The 19,887-nt window shown below is 26.1% G+C and carries 14 protein-coding genes; 12 read left to right on the forward strand and 2 right to left on the reverse strand.

Going from position 1 to position 19,887, the window contains the following annotated elements:
• Positions 1-6: 6 nt before the first annotated feature.
• Together NG901_RS02875 and NG901_RS02880 are read right to left on the reverse strand one after the other, a co-directional pair.
• Complete coding sequence (locus NG901_RS02875; protein ID WP_252212243.1) at positions 7-912, reverse strand: M15 family metallopeptidase; 906 nt, start codon at positions 910-912, stop codon at positions 7-9.
• A gap of 152 nt (positions 913-1,064) precedes the next feature.
• The gene (locus tag NG901_RS02880; protein ID WP_252212244.1) at positions 1,065-2,558 is read right to left on the reverse strand and encodes a phytoene desaturase family protein; all 1,494 of its coding nucleotides are present in this window, start codon (positions 2,556-2,558) and stop codon (positions 1,065-1,067) included.
• A gap of 317 nt (positions 2,559-2,875) precedes the next feature.
• Here NG901_RS02880 and NG901_RS02885 point away from each other — a divergent pair, with 317 nt between their 5' ends.
• The 12 genes from NG901_RS02885 (at position 2,876) to treP (ending at position 19,856) form a co-directional block, all read left to right on the forward strand.
• Positions 2,876-3,295 (forward strand): hypothetical protein, encoded by a 420-nt coding sequence (locus tag NG901_RS02885; RefSeq protein WP_252212245.1) that lies wholly within the window; start codon positions 2,876-2,878, stop codon positions 3,293-3,295.
• 243 nt (positions 3,296-3,538) lie between these two features.
• Positions 3,539-5,470 (forward strand): ABC-F family ATP-binding cassette domain-containing protein, encoded by a 1,932-nt coding sequence (locus NG901_RS02890; protein ID WP_252212246.1) that lies wholly within the window; start codon positions 3,539-3,541, stop codon positions 5,468-5,470.
• Between the two features lie 13 nt (positions 5,471-5,483).
• Positions 5,484-5,672: a hypothetical protein gene (locus tag NG901_RS02895; protein WP_003374128.1), complete on the forward strand. Its 189-nt coding sequence runs from the start codon at positions 5,484-5,486 to the stop codon at positions 5,670-5,672.
• Positions 5,673-5,694: 22 nt separating this feature from the next.
• Positions 5,695-8,955, forward strand: coding sequence for a DEAD/DEAH box helicase (locus tag NG901_RS02900; protein WP_252212247.1), 3,261 nt, complete (start codon positions 5,695-5,697; stop codon positions 8,953-8,955).
• A gap of 270 nt (positions 8,956-9,225) precedes the next feature.
• A complete protein-coding gene (locus tag NG901_RS02905; protein ID WP_252212248.1) occupies positions 9,226-9,924 on the forward strand; it encodes an MgtC/SapB family protein in 699 nt (232 codons plus the stop codon).
• Between the two features lie 249 nt (positions 9,925-10,173).
• A complete protein-coding gene (locus NG901_RS02910; protein ID WP_252212249.1) occupies positions 10,174-10,899 on the forward strand; it encodes a glycerophosphodiester phosphodiesterase in 726 nt (241 codons plus the stop codon).
• 164 nt (positions 10,900-11,063) lie between these two features.
• Entirely contained in the window at positions 11,064-11,762 is a 699-nt protein-coding gene (locus NG901_RS02915) for an MgtC/SapB family protein (RefSeq protein WP_252212250.1), read from the forward strand.
• Positions 11,763-12,006: 244 nt separating this feature from the next.
• Positions 12,007-13,485: a methyl-accepting chemotaxis protein gene (locus NG901_RS02920; protein WP_252212251.1), complete on the forward strand. Its 1,479-nt coding sequence runs from the start codon at positions 12,007-12,009 to the stop codon at positions 13,483-13,485.
• A 421-nt stretch (positions 13,486-13,906) separates the two neighbouring features.
• Complete coding sequence (gene splB / locus NG901_RS02925; protein ID WP_252212252.1) at positions 13,907-14,929, forward strand: spore photoproduct lyase; 1,023 nt, start codon at positions 13,907-13,909, stop codon at positions 14,927-14,929.
• Positions 14,930-15,256: 327 nt separating this feature from the next.
• Positions 15,257-18,097, forward strand: coding sequence for a DNA mismatch repair protein MutS (gene mutS / locus NG901_RS02930; RefSeq protein ID WP_252212253.1), 2,841 nt, complete (start codon positions 15,257-15,259; stop codon positions 18,095-18,097).
• Between the two features lie 27 nt (positions 18,098-18,124).
• A complete protein-coding gene (locus NG901_RS02935) occupies positions 18,125-18,292 on the forward strand; it encodes a hypothetical protein (protein ID WP_252212254.1) in 168 nt (55 codons plus the stop codon).
• 157 nt (positions 18,293-18,449) lie between these two features.
• Positions 18,450-19,856, forward strand: a complete 1,407-nt coding sequence (treP, locus tag NG901_RS02940) for a PTS system trehalose-specific EIIBC component (protein ID WP_252212255.1) — start codon at positions 18,450-18,452, stop codon at positions 19,854-19,856.
• Positions 19,857-19,887: the final 31 nt, after the last annotated feature.

A 19,887-nucleotide genomic window follows, 5' to 3' on the forward strand; every position in this document is an offset into this window, starting at 1 on the left:
AGTATTTTAAGTTAATGCTTTTTCAATAATATCAATATAATTTTTTGTAGTTTCATCTTCTAAAAGAACTCCATAAAACCAATTCTCTTCATTATTCCAATTAGTAAAATACTTAGCTTTTAAAATAATTTCAGGCCTATATTCAAAGTGTAATATATCGAAATGCCCCCATTTTCCACCCCAAACAAAGTTATTATTTTCAAATGTTTCTACTAAATCTTTAGGATATTCAGAAAGCCTTTTTTGTGCATCTTTTTCAGAACCCCATTTCCAATAATCTCTTTTATCACTTTTTAAGTCAATTGCTATTCCATAAGAATGAGGACTTAACCTACCAGTACCAGATATTACTCTATAATTGTAAGTTCCACTAGCAGGATAAAGTATACTAGCTATATCATTTCTAGTTTTGCATAAAGGAACAAGGTCTTTTAAGGCATTATCTAAAGAGGCGTTAGCATTATTTTGTTTATTAAATTGGTAATTTGTATATCCATATTTTAAGTTCTTTAAATTTTTTTCTATGGCATTTCTTGAACTACCGTATACTTCATTTAATAATTCATAATTTCTACCTCTTCCAGGATCAATGCTTTTATCCATAATTACATCATTTTTATCAAGGGGATAGTACTGTTCTAACATATCTTGAAGGTCTGGATTTGCTAATTTTTCTTCATGACTTTTTTGAATTTTATCATCATATAAGATTTTTTTTCCAGATTTCATAACAATATAAACTTTATCATCGCTTTTTTCAATTCCTACAATGTCGTTAGGATATGATAACATTAAGACCAATAAATCTTGTTTCATTTGTACTTCATAATCTCTAATTTCTTCAGCCTTTGATATTATAGGTATATTAAAAAGTATAATAAAGCATATAAAAAAAATGCTCAATTTTCTCATAAATTTTCACCACCATTTAAAATTAATATGAATGTAGTTTATCCAAATAAGAGTATGTTTATGTGTTAAAGAAATTCTACTTATCTTAATATTTAAAGTAAAACTATAATATAAATAAACTTATATAAATAGACTTAAGATATATTTTCACTCTATTTATATAAATCACAGATTCTATCACTACAAATTTTAGAAGATTTAATAACCATGGACACTCCATTACCTGGATGAGTAGAAGCACCTGTAAAGAATAGATTATTAATATTTTTGATTTCACATTGAGGTCTAAATATATTAGTCTGATTTAGTGTATGACTTAAACCAAATGCAGTTCCACCATATGTATTGAATGCGTACTTAAAATCAAGTGGCGTTAAATATTTTTCAAGTATTATATGTTCCTTTATATCACTAAGGGTATCTATTGATGATAATATATCTAAAAGTTCTTTCTTTATCATATTTTTGGTTTTTAAATTCCAAGTAATATTATTGTAAAGTAAATTAGGAACTCTAATCATAACATTAATACATTCATATCCATTTGGACAAATAGTGGTATCTACTGAACTAGGGCAATAAATATATATTGATGGATCTTTTGAAAGTATTCCTTTAAAAGGAGCTTTTAAGTTTTTCTTGAAATTTTTATTTATATAGATATTATTTACGTTAAGCATAGGATATTTCTTATCTAAGCCTAAATATAAAATAAATGTTGAACAAGAATATTTTAATTGTTCTACTGGTTTAACTGAATCTTTTATATCCTTATCCTGTATAAGATTATCAATTGTATAAGAGTAATCACTACTGCAAATTACTGCATCTGCATTTAATTTTTGATTATTAACTATTACCCCTATAGCTTTCTTATCTTCAAATAATATTTTCTTTACATTACAATTAGTATTTATAATTCCACCTTGATTTAATATTAAATTTTCTAATGCTTTTATGTAAGAATATATTCCTCCTTGCATATGATATAACCCTTCTATTTGAGTTACAGCTGGAATTGAATTATATATGTTTGATAAAGTGTATGGTGATCCTCCTATATACATAGTTTGAAACATAAAATAATTTATAAGCTTTTCATTTTTAATATATTTCTTACAATCCTTATAAGATGAATGAAGTATTTTCAAATCAAGATGTGTATTACTAATTATAGATTTAAAAAAATTATTATTATTAGAAAAATTTTGGTTTAAAAAATACTTGTTTACAATTTGATATTTTTCATAATTAGAAGATAAAAAGTTAAAATAACCGTATATGTCCTCTATATTTCCATTTGTAATTTGGTTGATATTTGAAGAAAGTGATGAAAATTTATTTGAAAAATCATAAATGCTATTATCAGAATAAAACACTCTATAGAGTGTTTCTATAGGAATAAGAGAAAAATAGTCCTTATAATTTTTATTACAATACTCAAAAACCTCAATATAGTCTCTAAAAAACATGATTAATGATGCTGTTAAATTAAATTTAAATCCATTAACTTCAAAAAAGTTAGTTTTCCCTCCTATTGTTAAATTTTTTTCTAATACTGTAACATTAAAACCCCTTGATAAAAGGCGTGCAGCTACAGATAGTCCACCAATACCGCTTCCAATTACTATGATTTTTTTATTCATATCTAATACCTCATACAAAAATTAAATAAGTAGAAAAACCAATATTTTATTGATTTATTCTTTAATTTTATTGTTATTATTGTCAAATAATCAACAAATAATCTTGGTAAAATTATACACACTGAAAAGGTGATCGATAAAGCATAATACAAGTTAATTAAAATAAAATTATTAGTTAATTAAAATAAAATTATTAATTAATTTGAAGGAATGAAAAATAGTGTTATAATGAGGTATCATAGTTATGAAACAAAGCTATGTTTTATAATTGATATTTTAAAACATAGCAAATAAAAAAAGAAAAGTGAGAAGATTAAATGAAATTTGAGAAATTAGAAAAAACAATAAATAAACTAGATGCTGATATTGAGGCATTAAGGAGAGTTAAACACTATTTGTCAAACATAGATGAAATTAATGAAATTTCTGATCTTTTAAATAAGGAAAGACAAGTATATTCAGATGAGTTATATTTAGAAGATCCAATGGCTTACAACAAATGTTGTGAAAAAATAAGAGACTTATTAGATCAAAAAATTGAAAAAAATGAACAAATAGAATTATTAGAATTTATAAAAGAAGTTCATGGAAGAAAATCGCCTAATGTTAGTAAAAAAAGTCATGGACTTAATGCTTGGCTTAAATTTCTTGATATTGAATGTAAGTGGATTCAAAATCCAGAAACTGATTGGTCAGTGTTAATAATAATTGATATTGGAGCACACAATCAAAAATAATACATATTAATCCTTATGCATATATCAACACTCTGCTAAAACAAAGCCAATAAAAAAATAAAAGTAAGAATAGAGTCAGTGTTTCTTTTATAAGAAATGTTGACTCTATTTGCTATAATCATAGATATATAATTATTTAAATTCTATTGGATCTTTCTTTTATAAGGTGGAATTTTTAAAAATGTGTTAAAATAAGAGGTAGATTATTATTATGAAGAAATACATGAAGGAGTTTTAATTTTAATGAATATAATTACTTTAGAAAATATATATAAAAGTTACAGTGAAAAAATATTATTAAACAATATATCGTTAGGAATTAACGATGGTGATAAAATTGGACTTATAGGCATTAATGGAGCTGGAAAATCAACATTTTTAAAAGTTGTAGGGGGAAAAGATGAATTTTTTGATGGCTCTATAACAAAAGGAAAAAATGTTAGAATAGAATATCTTTCTCAAAACCCAGATTTTAAAAGTGGAGCCACAGTTTTAGAACAAATATTTAGAGGTGACACTAAAGAAATGAAACTTCTTATGGAATATGAAGATATATTAGTAAAGATAAACGCTTGCAACGGTGAAGAATTTAATAAATTAAATGATAAACTCATAAAACTTCAAGGTCAAATTGATTCTTTTAATTTATGGGACTTAGAAAGTGAAGCTAAAAGTATTTTAAATAAGCTAGGAATATCTAACTATAATGAAATAATGGATAATTTATCTGGTGGACAAAAAAAGAGAGTTGCCCTTGCATCAGCTCTTATAACACCTTGTGAATTACTTATATTAGATGAGCCTACAAATCATCTTGACGCTGAATCTATAGAATGGCTTGAAGAATTCTTAAATACAAGAAAAGGTGCACTTTTAATGATTACTCATGATAGGTATTTTCTTGATAGAGTTACTAATAGAATAATTGAATTAGATAGAGGAAACCTTTATACATACCCTGGAAATTATACTGCATTTCTAGAAAAGAAGGTTGAAAGACTTGAAACAGAACAAGTTAAAGAAGAAAAGAGAGATGCATTAATTAGAAATGAATTAAAATGGGTAAGAAGAGGTGCTAAAGCTAGAACAACTAAGCAAAAAGCAAGATTACAAAGGTTTGATGAATTAGTAAATACAAAATCTATTGAAATAAAAGACAATGTTGATATATCTTTTGTAGGAAGTAGATTAGGTAAAAAAATAGTTGAGTTATATGATGTAAATAAATCTTTTGATGAGAAACAAATTATAAAAAATTTTAATTATCTATTTTTAAGAGATGATAGAATAGGTATAGTTGGAGAAAATGGAGCAGGAAAAACAACTTTAGTTAACTTAATTAGAGGTTTAATACCACTAGATAGTGGTAGAATTGAAATAGGTGACACTGTAAAGATAGGTTGTTTTGCACAAGACAATGCTCATATTGATCATAATTTAAGAGTTATAGATTATGTAAAAGAAGGTGGAGAGTATATTCCAACTGAAGATGGAACTAAAATAACAGCCTCTTCTATGTGTGAAAGATTTTTATTTGATAGCACAATGCAATATACTCCAATTGAAAAATTATCTGGTGGAGAAAAAAGAAGATTACATCTTTTAAGAGTATTAATGGAATCGCCTAATTTCTTGATATTAGATGAGCCTACAAATGATTTGGACATTGAAACTTTAAAAATTCTAGAATCATTTTTAGATGAATTTATGGGTATTGTAATTGTTGTATCACATGATAGATATTTTTTAGATAGAATCTGTAATAAAATATTCTCTTATGAAGGCGATGGATTAATTAAAGAATATAATGGTAATTATAGTGATTTCTTAATAGCAAAAGAGATAGAAAAAAATAATAAATCTTTAGAAAATGAAAAGTCTACTAATAAAGTGAAAAAAGAAAGAATTAAAAATAAAGAAGATAAACCTAAGTTTACCTTTAAGGAACAAAAAGAATTTGAAACTATAGATGCAGATATATCTACTTTAGAGGGTAAGATAGAACAGCTTGATAAAGATTTAGAGAAAAATGCTACTAATTATGGAAAGCTTAATGAATTGATGAAGGAAAAAGAATCTCTTGAGCAAGAATTAGAGCAGAAGTATGAGAGATGGGAATATTTAAATGAAATTGCAGCTTCAATAGAAGAATATAATTTAAAGAAAAAACAATAATGGAGGATTTATAGTGGAACTACAAGTTTACTTAAAAGGAAAGAAAGAACCTCTAATATTTAAAGGTGATAGAATCGATGTTTTAGATATGGAGCTTCAAGGGAAAAAGTATAAGCAGATAAGATATTTTAGAAAAGGATTTTCTAAATCTGAGTATATAGAATCTTCTTTAATAACAAGAATGAGAGAAATAAATAAGTAATTTATAAATATGGTGATAATTTATGATAAAACAAGTATTAATGGAAGGATTCAATAATAGCATAAGCGGACGAAATAGAGTTAAAGCTGAGGTAATACTTAAAAATGATTTAGTAAAAGATATAAAAGTTAATGTAGATAATCATATGATAGATATTATCTCTTCTGTAATATCAGAAAGTCTTTTTAATGAATATTCCTGTAAAATAGAAATTGATAGTAAAACAAAAGAGGTTATAGGTACATATTGTAGTTGTACAGATTTTGAGAAAAAAGAATTTTCAAAGGATAATTACTGTTGTAAGCATTTAATAGCATCTTTTTACTATTTTTTAAATAGTTTAGATAATGATAAAGAGTTAAAAGAAAAGTTATTATTTTTGCAAGAGAGCAAAGATGATGATAAGAGTTTTTTTTCTAAAGCAGCAAAATCTCAAGATTTATTAAGTTCACTATTAGAACATAATAAAGAAAATGTTAAATTTGAGATAACCTTAAATAGAAATACATGGTCTTCAAAACTTCAAGCTGAGTTTAAAATCGGTTTAAAAAGTTGTAATAATAAAATGTATGTGTTAAAAGATATAAATCAATTTTTAACATGTATGTACAATAAAATGCCCATCAAATATGGAAAAGATTTTATTTTTGATATAAGGAAGCAGAATTTATCATTTGATGATAGAAGACTTATTAAGTTTATTTATAGATTGAGTGAAAAAGAAAATTTACAAAGCTCATTTAAAAGAAGTCAAGATAAAATTATAAATGGAAAAACTTTAACTATACCTGATATCTTAGTTAAAACTTTTTTAGATATAATAAAGAATCACAGAATATATTTAGGCGATGGGTTTTTCTGTAGAATAATCGATTCAGAAATACTTTATGAAGATATACCAATTCCTTTTTCTTTATGTGACAGTGGAAATAATATAATATTAGAAGTTCCTAATGGTATGCCAGAAGCACTTACACAAGATGAAGATGTATTTCTTTATGGTACTTCAATATATGTTCCATCTACAGAACAAAGTGAAAGATTAGTTCCTTATCTTAAAGTATTTAATAATACACAGAGTATAGCATTTGGGCAAAATGATGAAAAAAGAGTGTTAAAAGAGCTTATACCATCAATACAAAATGTAAGTAATGGATTAAATTTATCTAAAAAACTTAAAAATAAGGTTGTAATAGCACCTGTTATCTTCAAATTTTACTTTGATAAAGACAGGGAAAATGTTTATTTAACATTAAAGGTTTCATATGGTGGTTATGAATTTAATTACTTTGAAGAATTCAAAGAAAAAGTTATATATAGAGATTCTCAAAAAGAAAAAGAAGTATATAAATTGGTGAAAAAATTTGGATTTGAAGATGTAAATAATAAATTTATCTTTTTAAAAGATGATGATTATATATTTAGATTCTTCAAATATGATATAGAAAGATTTCAGGATTATGGTGAAGTTTTTTATTCAGAGAATTTTAAAGGAATAAGAAATATATCAAAAGCTGACTTTAAAGGCGATGTTAGAAAAGGTAAATTTGATTATTTTGAATTTGAATTTATATTATCAGACCTATCTAAAGAAGAAACCACTAATATATTAAGAAGCTTTAGAAGTAATTTAAAGTACTATAAATTAGAAAATGGTGAGTTCTTAGATTTAGAAGATAAAGACCTAAAAGAAATACTAACTCTTTTAGATAATTTACTTTTAGAAGAGACTTTAAATAATAACACAATTGCTTTATATAAAAATAAAGGGATTTACTTAGAACAATATTTAGAAGATAAAGATTTTAGATTTATAACTGGTAGAGAAAAAATCACTGATATAAGAGATAAACTTAAAAACATTAAGAATAAATCATTTCAACCACCATATGGTATTCAAGCAGAACTTAGAGAATATCAAAGAGATGGTTATAATTGGTTTAGAACATTAGATTATTTAGGATTTGGTGGGATATTAGGTGATGAAATGGGGCTTGGGAAAACACTTCAAGCCATAGTATTTTTATTATCAAAAGAAAATTCACATTCACTTATAGTAGCACCAACTTCTCTTATATATAATTGGTTTAATGAATTTAAAAAATTTGCTCCTTCAATGAAAGTATGTATAGTAAATTCGAATAAAGAGGAACGTGAAGAGCTTATTAAAGCATATAATAACTATGATGTTATTATAACAACATATAATCTTTTGAGAAGAGATTTAGATTTATATGACATGATATTTGATTATTGTATTTTAGATGAAGCTCAAAACATAAAGAATGCTTCATCACAAAATGCAAAAGCTGTTAAAAGTATTAAATCAAAATCAAGATTTGCATTAACAGGTACACCTATAGAAAATTCATTAATGGAACTTTGGTCTATTTTTGACTTTATAATGCCTGGGTATCTTTATGATGAAAAAAGATTTACAAGTAGATATTATAGAAGGCTTGAAGAAGAAAAAGAAATATTAGAAGAAATAAATAGACTTGTAAAGCCATTTATATTAAGAAGATATAAGAAAAATGTAATTAAAGAATTACCTGATAAAATTGAAAAAAGATTAGTTATTCCTTTAAGTGATGAGCAAAAATTAGTATATAAAACTTATTCTGAATATGCTAGAGATTTAATACAAAAGAAAGTTGAAGATGATGAATTTAAGAATAGCAAAATAGAAATTTTATCATATATAACAAAGTTAAGACAGATTTGCTTAGATCCATCAGTTATTATGGAAAATTACTTAGGTACAAGTGGGAAAATTGATGCACTTTTAGAGATACTAGATCATAGCATAAGTTCAGGACATAAAATATTAGTGTTTTCTCAATTTACATCTGTGCTTAAAAATATAGGTAACTTACTTAAAGAAAATAATATATTATTTTCTTATTTGGATGGTTCAGTATCATCTATTAATAGAATGAGAATGGTTGATGATTTTAATGATGGAGAGAATAATGTGTTCTTGGTATCCTTAAAGGCTGGAGGAACTGGTCTTAATTTAACTAGTGCAGACATAGTAATACATTTCGATCCATGGTGGAATCCAGCAGTAGAAGATCAAGCAACTGACAGAGCACATAGAATCGGTCAAGAAAACACTGTTGAAGTAATTAAACTTATAGCACAAGGCACAATAGAAGAAAAGATAGTAGAACTTCAAGATAGTAAACGAAAGCTTATAGATACAATCCTAGGTGATGATTTAAACATAGGTTCATTTATAAATACTTTAAATGAAGAACAAATTATTAATTTATTCAATTAATATTTATGAAGCTATGTTTTAAAGGCAAGTTCAATTGTTTACTCCAGCTTTGTTTATGAATATATAAACTTTTTGCAAAACATAACTTTAAACTTAAATAGAATAAATTAAAACATACAATGTCTATTGAGGCAATGTAGTCAAAATTTTGGTTACATTGTCTCTCTTCTTATATAAAACTTTAAATAAGATTAGGCATTTATAAAATCTCTGTTATTTAAATTAGAAATACAAAAGATTTTTATTAAGAGTTTAAAAGTAGGTGATGATATGCAAAGTTTAGATTTAATAAATTATTTAAGAGAGGTTAATACAGTATCAATAATAGTTAGACTTACTTTAGCAACTATTTGTGCTGGAATTATTGGAGCTGAGAGAGGAAGAAGAAACAGACCAGCAGGATTTAGGACACATATTTTAGTGTGTATTGGGGCTACAATTATAATGATTACAAATCAGTATATGACTGATGTATTAAATTTACCAGGTGATGCAAGTAGGATGGGTGCTCAAGTTATTAGTGGGATAGGCTTTTTAGGTGCAGGTACAATAATAGTAGTTGGAAAAAATCAAGTTAAGGGACTTACAACAGCAGCTGGACTTTGGGCATGTGCTTGTATGGGACTAGCTATTGGAATAGGTTTTTATGAAGGTGCTATTATAACATGTATATTTTTAATGGGTGTAGTCACTGGACTTCATAAACTTGATGAATATATGCAAACACATTCTAAAACTATTGATATTTATGTTGAACTTGAGGATATTAAAGGAGTTATGAACTTTATGACCTGCGTTAAAAAAGATGGAACTAAAATATTTAATGTTGAAATTAAGAATAAAAATAGTGATGTAAAAGTTATTGCACTAGCCATGACATTAAAGCTTAATCAAAGCTGTGATCATATGGAATATATTTTACAACTTCATCATATAGAAGGAGTTTGTATGGTTGAAGAAATGATATAGATTCAAATAAAATAGTCCATTTTATTTGAATTAAAATTTAATAGTAAGAAATAATATATTAAGAGTAGAATATTCTATTAATCCAATTATTGCTACTCTTTAATAATAATATTTATTTTGTTATTATAATCATATAGAATCTATTTTAAAATTTTATTAGATAAAAATAAATAATTAGTATAAAAAACTAGAATAGATTTATGTTTAGTTATTACTTGAAAAGTAGATTGACTTAGGGGGAAACTATAAATGAAAAAAATAGTAAATATTGCTCATAGAGGATTTAGTGGAGTATATCCAGAAAATACAATGCTAGCTTTTGAAAAAGCTATAGAAGTTGGCTGTGATGGAATAGAAACTGATGTTCAATTAACTAAGGATGGATATGCAGTAATATGCCATGATGAACAACTTGATAGAACTACAACTGGCACAGGCTTAATTAAAGATTATACATTAGAAGAATTAATGAATTTTGATGCTGGAATAAAATTTGGTGAGGAATTTAAAGGATTAAAAATTCCAACATTAGAAGAATTCTTAAAGTATATTAGTGATAAGAATATTATTATAAATATAGAAATTAAAAATAGCATAATTGATTATGAAAATATAGAAAAAACAACTTATGATTTAATCAAAAAATATAAGCTAGAAGAAAGAGTCATAGTATCTACATTTAATCATTACTCTGTAAGAAGATGTATAGGACTAGATAGAACAATAAAAACAGGAGTATTATACTATGATTGTATATTTGAACCTCATAATTATGTACAAATGGTTGGTGGAAATGCTCTTCATCCAGAATATCATAGCGTAAATAAAGAAATTGTTGAAAAAGCACATGATAATGATTTAAAAGTAAATGTCTATACTGTTAATGATAAAAATGATATGCAAAATATGATTGATTTAGGAGTAGATGCAATAATAACTAACTATCCAAATGTACTAAAAGAATTATTTATTTGATGATTCAAAGGAAGAAGAATATCGTATACTATAGATTGAAATAAAAAGTTTACATTAATATCTAAGGCGTAAAATCTTAATATTATAGTGTTATAATTATATTAAATATACAAAGGTGGGTGATTAAAAGTCAGCTAATGTAAAATTAGGTTGATTAATAGCGTATGAATGATTTTATTTTATACTTAAGAGAAATTAATACAGTATCAATAATTGTAAGGCTTGCTTTAGCAACTATTTGTGCAGGAATTATTGGTGCGGAAAGAGGAAGAAAAAATAGACCTGCAGGATTTAGGACACATATTTTAGTATGCATTGGTGCCACATTAATTATGATAACAAGTCAATATATGAGAGATGTTCTTCATAGTACTGGAGATATAACTAGACTGGGTGCACAAGTTATTAGTGGAATAGGATTTTTAGGCGCAGGAACAATCATAGTAGTTGGGAAAAATCAAGTTACAGGTCTTACAACAGCAGCTGGTCTTTGGGCATGTGCATGCATGGGATTAGCTATTGGAATAGGTTTTTACGAGGGTGCAATTATAGCATGTGTGTTTATGCTTGCTGTAGTTACAGGACTTCATAGACTAGATTTATATTCAAGAACTCATTCTAGAGTTATGGATGTTTATACAGAACTTCGAGATATAAGAGGCGTTGCTAATTTTATGAAAACTGTACAAGCTGACGGAACTAAAATATCTAATATTGAAGTGAAAAAAGCTACTACGAATAAGGATGATCGTATAATTGCTTTAACAATGACATTAAAACTCTCTCAAAAATGGAATCATTCTGACTACACTCTTCAACTTCATAATATTGAAGATGTCTGTTGTGTAGAGGAAATAATATAATCATTTAAATTACGATTAAATAAAAAAATCACTTAAGATTTAGTTATCTTAGGTGATTTTTACCTTGGCGATTAAAAGAAAGATTCTAATTGAAGAAAATAAACGTGTTTTTATATCTTAGTTATATTTTTAAACATAAAAATACCTTTATTTACAAAATGTTTCATTTAATAACAATAATTGACTATGATATATAAAAATATTATAATTTTTATAAGTTGAATTTAACTAAGGAGGAAATTAAATGAATCACAGTGAAATGTTAAAGCTCAAAAATATAGTTATGTTACTTGGGCTTTTGGTTTCTTTGATTGGAAGAATAAGTTTTGATTTATTTTTTAAATCTGGAATCCATGTTATAATGCCAATAATAGTAATTGGTGGAATTTGTATTTTTATTTTAGGATGTTTAATTAAGAAAGATCATATGATTGGTGCTATGTATTATTCAGTAACAATATTTCCTATATTAAATATTTTAATAATGAATTTAAAGCCAGGTTTAGCTGCTTTTGTACTTATCTACTATGGAATTATCTTAACAAGTATTTATCAAGAAGAGAAAGTTGTTATATACAATTCTATTATAAATATTGGAGTAGTTATATACTTTTTCTTCAAATATAGAATTGAAGTATTTAATAATGCTAATTATGAACAACTTGGACTTTTTATAGCTTATATTGTTGTTATGACTGGTATATTGGTGTTCTTATCTATATTAACTAAAAAGGCATATAAAAAATCTGAAGAGAATGCTAAAGCAATAATAGAATCAAATTCTAAGTCTAATGAATTATTATCTGAAATTAATCAGACTGTTAATCATTTAACTGATGCAAATATTATGATTAAATCTGGAATTGATAACACCGGAGAAATTTTCAATCAAATTACCAAGTCATCAAATGCTGTAGCAGCAAAAACTACTGAAGAAGTCCTAATTATAAATAAAGTTATTGAATTGATGAAAAATGGTGCAAAAAATCTTAACGAAGTTACAACTTCAATTAAAAAAATGGAGAATTTATCTTTAAAAACTGAAAATGTTGTAACTAACGGTATTAATAGTTTTAATGAATTTTCTATAGAGATGAATAAAGTGAATTCTAACATTATAAATGTGGTTGATCTAATTAAAGAGCTTAGCAATGAAAACAAAAAAATTGTACAAATAATTGATTCAATAGGTGAAATATCAAATCAAACAAATCTTTTAGCACTTAATGCATCAATTGAAGCAGCAAGAGCTGGAGAACATGGAAAAGGTTTTGCAGTAGTTGCAGAAGAGGTTAGAAAACTTGCAGAAAATTCAAGAGATGCAACGGAAAAAATATCATTAATACTAAATAATATATCAGGTAAAACTATAATTGTTTCAGATGAAATATTAAATGAGCAAAAATCAATTGAAGTATGCAATAAGCATGCTGAAGCTGTAAAGGACTTATTTAATAATATAAACAACAATACTTCAAATGTATTGCACAATTCAAAAAACATAAATTGCAATTGTAGTATTCTAGAAAAAGAATTTAATGATACATTAAAAGAAGTTAATTATGTAAGTAAAAATATTGAAAATATTGCTTCTTCAATGGAAGAAGTATCATCAAGTATTGATGACTTAAATAACAATATTAACAGTATATCTAAAAGCTACGATGATATTAATAAAATTTGTATTAAATTATCTGAGTTACAATATATACAGGATATATAATGAAATAAATCACAAATTATCAATCTAATGAATAAAATAAAATTATAAAGTTAAAATATATAATAGGTCTTAAAACCACCTGTAATTTATATGGATAATTAACCAAAATAACTGCTTGTTTTATTAAATAAGCAGTTATTTTTATTTAGTAATCATATGCACATTAATAGTATGTAGTTAATTATATGCATTAAAAGATCATAGTTAGTGTTTATACATATAAAATAATTTTCAATATGTATAAATATCTAAATTTAACTAAAAATAAAAATTAGATTATGTTAGATTTCTATACTTAAGATTTTCAAATATTAAAAAATATGTTTGAAAACAATTATTGAAAAATGTTAACTATTGATTTAATGGTAATTTTACAAAATAAAATCTATAAAATCAACTTTTTGAGAGGAGAAAATTATATATGTTTATTCCTAAAAGAATATTATTTGAAAAGGGAAGTTTAGATTATGAGATTGGTCAAAGTATATATAATACATTTAAAGATAATAAAAATGTTGATATTATAAATATAAGTGGAAATAGGGTAAAACAGCATATTCCAGGAGATGATACTTATAGTTATTATAGAGAAGGTAAAAATACGTTAGTAGTTGGAATTAAAAAGGGTTTTAAGTTCCAGTCATGTAAGCCTTCAGCACATTATCAATTGCCTCTTCTTTCTGGATGTACAGGACATTGTGAGTATTGCTATCTTAATACTAACTTAAGTACTAAACCATTTATTAAAGTTAATGTAAATATAGATGATATATTAAATCAAGCAAAAAAGCATATTATTGAGAGAAGTCCTGAGATAACAATATTTGAAGGTGCTGCTACATCAGATCCTATACCAGTAGAACCATATACTCATTCTTTACAAAAAGCTATTGAATTTTTTGCAAATGAAGAAAAAGGTAAATTTAGATTTGTAACTAAATATAATGATGTAGATACGCTTTTGAATATAGATCATAAAGGAAAGACAGAAATTAGATTTACTCTAAATACGAATAAAGTAATAAATGATTTTGAAAATAGAACATCTTCTTATGATTTAAGACTTGAAGCCTGTGAAAAAGTTGCAAAAGCACAGTATCCAATTGGATTTATAATAGCCCCAGTATTTTTATATGAAAATTGGAAAGAAGACTACAATGAGCTTCTGATAAGATTACATGATAAGATGCCTAAGGATTTAAAATATCCATTATCATTTGAAGTTATAACCCATAGATATACTACAAGAGCAAAAAATGTTATAAATGAAGTATTTCCAGATAATACTTTACCAATGAATGATGAAGAACGTAAATATAAGTACGGTCAATTTGGATATGGAAAATATGTTTATACTAAAGAACAGCTAGAAGAGGTTAAATCATTTTTTACAATTAAAATAAATGAATTGTTTGAAAATAGTGTTATAAAGTATATTATTTAAAAGAAAGTCTTCCATTTTATTTTGGAAGGCTTTTTTATATTTTGTTTAAAATTTTTATAAATTATATTATTCAGTTATATGGGTAGTAATTATTATTTTAGCCTTGCTTGTGGTTTTTAATGTTTTAAATAACGGACTATTATTAACAATGGTGATAATATTTTGTTTTTTAGTTATATAGTAAAATTAATATTATTTGAATAAAGTAATTTTTAAGTTAATTTTGATTACTGGTTCCCCCTATGATAAAATAAGACTTGATTTTAAGTTTAAAATTAGGTAAGAATATTAAATGTTATTATACCTAATTAAAAGGAGGAAATTATTATGGCTTTAACGCCAATGATGGTAGAGTACATGAAAACAAAAGAAGAATATAATGATTGTATTCTATTTTATAGATTAGGTGACTTTTATGAGATGTTCTTTGATGATGCACTAACTGTATCTAGAGAGCTTGAACTTGTTTTAACAGGCAAAAATTGTGGACTTGAAGAAAGAGCACCAATGTGTGGTATTCCACATCATGCAGCTGCTGCATACATCCCAAGACTTGTTACTAAAGGATATAAGGTTGCTATATGTGAACAACTTGAAGATCCCAAGCAAAGCAAAGGAATAGTAAAAAGAGGAGTTGTAAAAGTAATAACTCCAGGAACATTTATAGATAGTAATTCTAATTTAGAAAATGATAATACATATTTAATGGTGATATATGGATATGAAGATAAATTTGGAATAGCAATGTCTGATATAAGTACTGGTGAATTTAAAACTACATCTTTTAATAATATTAAGATGAGCTTATTAGATGAGATTTCAAAGGTTTCTCCAAAAGAAATACTAGTTGACAATAATATAAGCGAAGAATTGTTAGAAGAAATAAACAATGTACTTCCTGTTCTTATAACGAAAAAAGATTTTAATGAGTTTTTAGTTTCAAAAGAAGAACTTATAGAGCAGTTTTCAGACTTAGAAGTAAGTGGATTAACAATAGAAAGAGAGATTCCAAGTAAAGTACTTCTTAAATATATAAATGAAACTCAAAAGATGAGTTTAACGAATATCAATTTATTAGAACAATATGAAATTATAAATTATATGACCATAGATGGAAATTCAAGAAGAAACTTAGAGCTTACAGAAAGTATAAGAGAAAAAACTAAAAAAGGATCTCTTCTTTGGGTTCTTGATAAAAGTGCAACATCTATGGGGGGAAGAACTTTAAGAAAATGGATAGATGAACCTCTTATAGTTAAAGATGAAATAGAAAAAAGATTAAGTGGAGTTGAAGAAGTATTTAATTCAATAGGTTTCAATGAAGACTTAAGAAGCGCTTTAAAAGAAATTTATGATATAGAACGAATTGTTGGTAAAATATCCAATAAAAATGTCAATGCTAAAGATTTATTATCTCTTAAATCATCTTTAGATAAACTTCCATGTATTAAGGAACTTTTAAAAGATACTAGTTCTGAATTGTTAAAAGGATACTATGAAAATTTAGATGAATTGATTGATGTAAGAGATTTATTAAATGACTCTATTAAAGAAGATCCTGGTTTAAGTTTAAAAGAAGGAAACATAATAAAAGATGGATATAATACTTTAGTAGATGAATTACGTCAAAGTAAACTTCATGGAAAAGAGTGGATTGCTGCTCTTGAAAATAGAGAACGTGAATTTACAGGTATTAAGTCTTTAAAGGTTGGTTATAATAAGGTATTTGGATACTATATAGAAATAAGTAAATCAAATTATAATTCTATCCCAGAAGGTAGATATATAAGAAAGCAAACATTAGCTAATGCTGAAAGATTTATAACTGAAGAACTTAAAGTTATGGAAGATAAAATTTTAGGTTCTGAAGAAAAACTTATTAACTTAGAATATTCTATATTTGTTGAAATAAGAGATAAAATTGAAAAAGAAATAAGCAGATTAAAAAAGAGCGCTAGGATAATATCAGATTTAGATGGTATTTCAACTTTAGCTTTAGTTGCTTTAGAAAATGATTATATTAAACCTGAAATAAATACAGATGGATTAATTAAAATAACTGATGGAAGACACCCTGTAGTTGAAAAAGTAATTGGAAAGGGAGACTTTGTATCAAATAATACTGCATTAAATCAAACTGATAAGGAATTACTTCTTATTACAGGACCTAACATGGCTGGTAAATCTACGTATATGAGACAGGTAGCCCTTATAACATTGATGGCTCAAATAGGTTCATTTGTACCTGCAACTAGTGCAAACATATCTATCTGTGATAAGATCTTTACAAGAATAGGAGCATCTGATGATTTAGCAGGTGGAAAGTCTACATTTATGGTTGAAATGTGGGAAGTTTCTAATATTTTAAAAAATGCTACAAGTAATAGTTTAGTTTTACTTGATGAAGTGGGAAGAGGAACTTCAACTTATGATGGACTTTCAATTGCTTGGTCTGTTATTGAATATATAACTAAGAATAAGGATTTAAGATGCAAAACTTTATTTGCAACTCACTATCATGAACTTGTTAAACTTGAAGGGATTTTACCTGGAGTTAAAAATTACTCTGTAGCAGTTAAAAAATTAAAAGATAACGTAGTCTTTTTAAGAAAAATAGTAGAGGGCGGTGCAGATGAATCTTACGGTATAGAAGTTGCAAAGCTTGCAGGACTTCCTGAGAATGTTATTAATCGTGCTAGAGAAATTCTTGAGGATTTAGAAGGCAAAAATGCCTTTGATATAAATAAAGTATCAGCATGTTCAATGGATTCAGATGAAGAAAAAGAAATTGCTATTGATTCTACTAAAAATGAAGAGGATAAAATTATTTCTAATGCACAAAATAATCTAGATCAAAATATAGATATAAATGAAACTAGTTGTAACTATACTGAAGAGAGAATCTTAAGAGTTGAAACTCAAAATGCAGAGTATGAAGAAACTATAAAATCTTTAAAATCTGAAATAAAAGAGTTAAAAGAATCAAACAATAATAAACACACCAAGAAGCATAAAGATGTTTCTAATGACAATATGCAAATTAACTTTGAATTTATAGAAAAAGAAAGTTTTATAAAAGAACTTAGTGAAGTAGATATATTAAACCTTAATCCTATGGAAGCTATGAATACTTTATATAAATTAGTTACAGATGCAAAAAAACTTTAATAAAAATGATAAATAGGAGATAAATTTATGAATTGTGGTTGTAGTATTCCTTTAGAATGTCCAAAATGCAGTAAAAATCTACTTAGAAAACGTAAAATAGATGGAGCATATATAATAATAGAGAGAGCTTGTCCAAATCCCCAATGTAATTATGTAATTAGAGAAGCTAAGATTTTTAATGATGATGTAAATTAAATTTAAGATACCTTAAAACATTCTAATCTAATAGTTTGTTTTAAGGTATTTTTTACTAAATAAAAAAGTTTAATGTAAACATTGACAATACATATACGTATAGGTTATTATTTAATCACAACATATACGTATATGTATTGAGAGGGAGGGAAAAATAATGTCTAAGTATAATAAGGAAGTTAAAGAGTTATTAGAATTCATTGGTGGAAAAGAAAATATAAGTGCTGTATCACATTGTGCAACAAGAATGAGATTTGTTTTAAATGATACATCTATTGCAGATGAAGAAAAAATTAAAAAAATAAAATCTGTTAAGGGTACATTTACTCAAGCAGGGCAGTTTCAAGTTATTATTGGAAACGATGTAGCGGAATTTTATAATGATTTTACTGCATTAGCTGGAATTGATGGAGTAAGCAAGGACAACTTAAAAAGTTCAGCTAAATCAAATATGAATATTGTTCAAAGAATGATGGCTAATATAGCAGAAATATTTTCACCCTTAATACCTGCAATTATAGTAGGAGGACTTATATTAGGTTTTAGAAATATCATAGGTGATATTAAGATGTTTGAAAACAGTACAAAAACTCTTATTGAAATATCACAGTTTTGGGCAGGAACGCATAGCTTTCTATGGTTAATAGGTGAAGCGATATTCCACTTCTTACCTGTTGGAATTACATGGGCCGTAACCAAGAAAATGGGAACAACTCAAATACTTGGTATAGTACTAGGTATTACATTAGTATCACCTCAACTTTTAAATGCTTATGCTGTTGCAGAAGCTGACATAATTCCATTTTGGGATTTTGGTTTTGCAAAAATAGATATGATTGGTTATCAAGCACAAGTTATACCTGCTATTTTAGCTGGATTTGTACTAGCATATCTTGAAAAAGGAGTTAGAAAAATAGTTCCTTCTTCAATTTCAATGATATTTGTACCATTCTTTGCTTTAGTACCAACGGTATTAATAGCACATACTGTTCTTGGACCTATAGGTTGGACAATTGGATCTTGGGTTTCAGCAGTAGTTTATGGTGGATTAACATCAGCATTTGGTAGTATATTTGCTGCAATCTTTGGATTCCTTTATGCACCGCTTGTTATAACTGGATTACATCACATGACTAATGCAATAGACTTACAATTAATGGCTCAATTCAAAGGAACATCTTTATGGCCAATGATAGCTTTATCAAATATAGCTCAAGGATCAGCAGTTTTAGCCATGATTTATCTTCAAAGAAAAAATGAAGAAGAAAAACAAATAGCCATTCCAGCATGTATATCAGCTTACTTAGGTGTAACTGAACCTGCATTATTTGGTATAAATATAAAATATAGATTCCCATTTGTATGTGGAATGGTAGGATCAGCTATAGCCGCTGTAATATCTGTATCAACTGGAGTAATGGCAAACTCTGTAGGAATTGGTGGATTACCTGGTATTCTATCAATTAAACCACAACATATGCTTATGTTTGCAGTAGCAATGGTAATAGCTATAGTAGTGCCATTTATGTTAACTTTAATAATTGGAAAGAAAAAACTAAGCTAATAAATAATAATTTTAAATTGGAGGAATTAGC

The sequence above is a fragment of the Clostridium sp. CMCC3677 genome (assembly GCF_023845585.1).
Lineage (GTDB): Bacteria > Bacillota > Clostridia > Clostridiales > Clostridiaceae > Clostridium > Clostridium aquiflavi.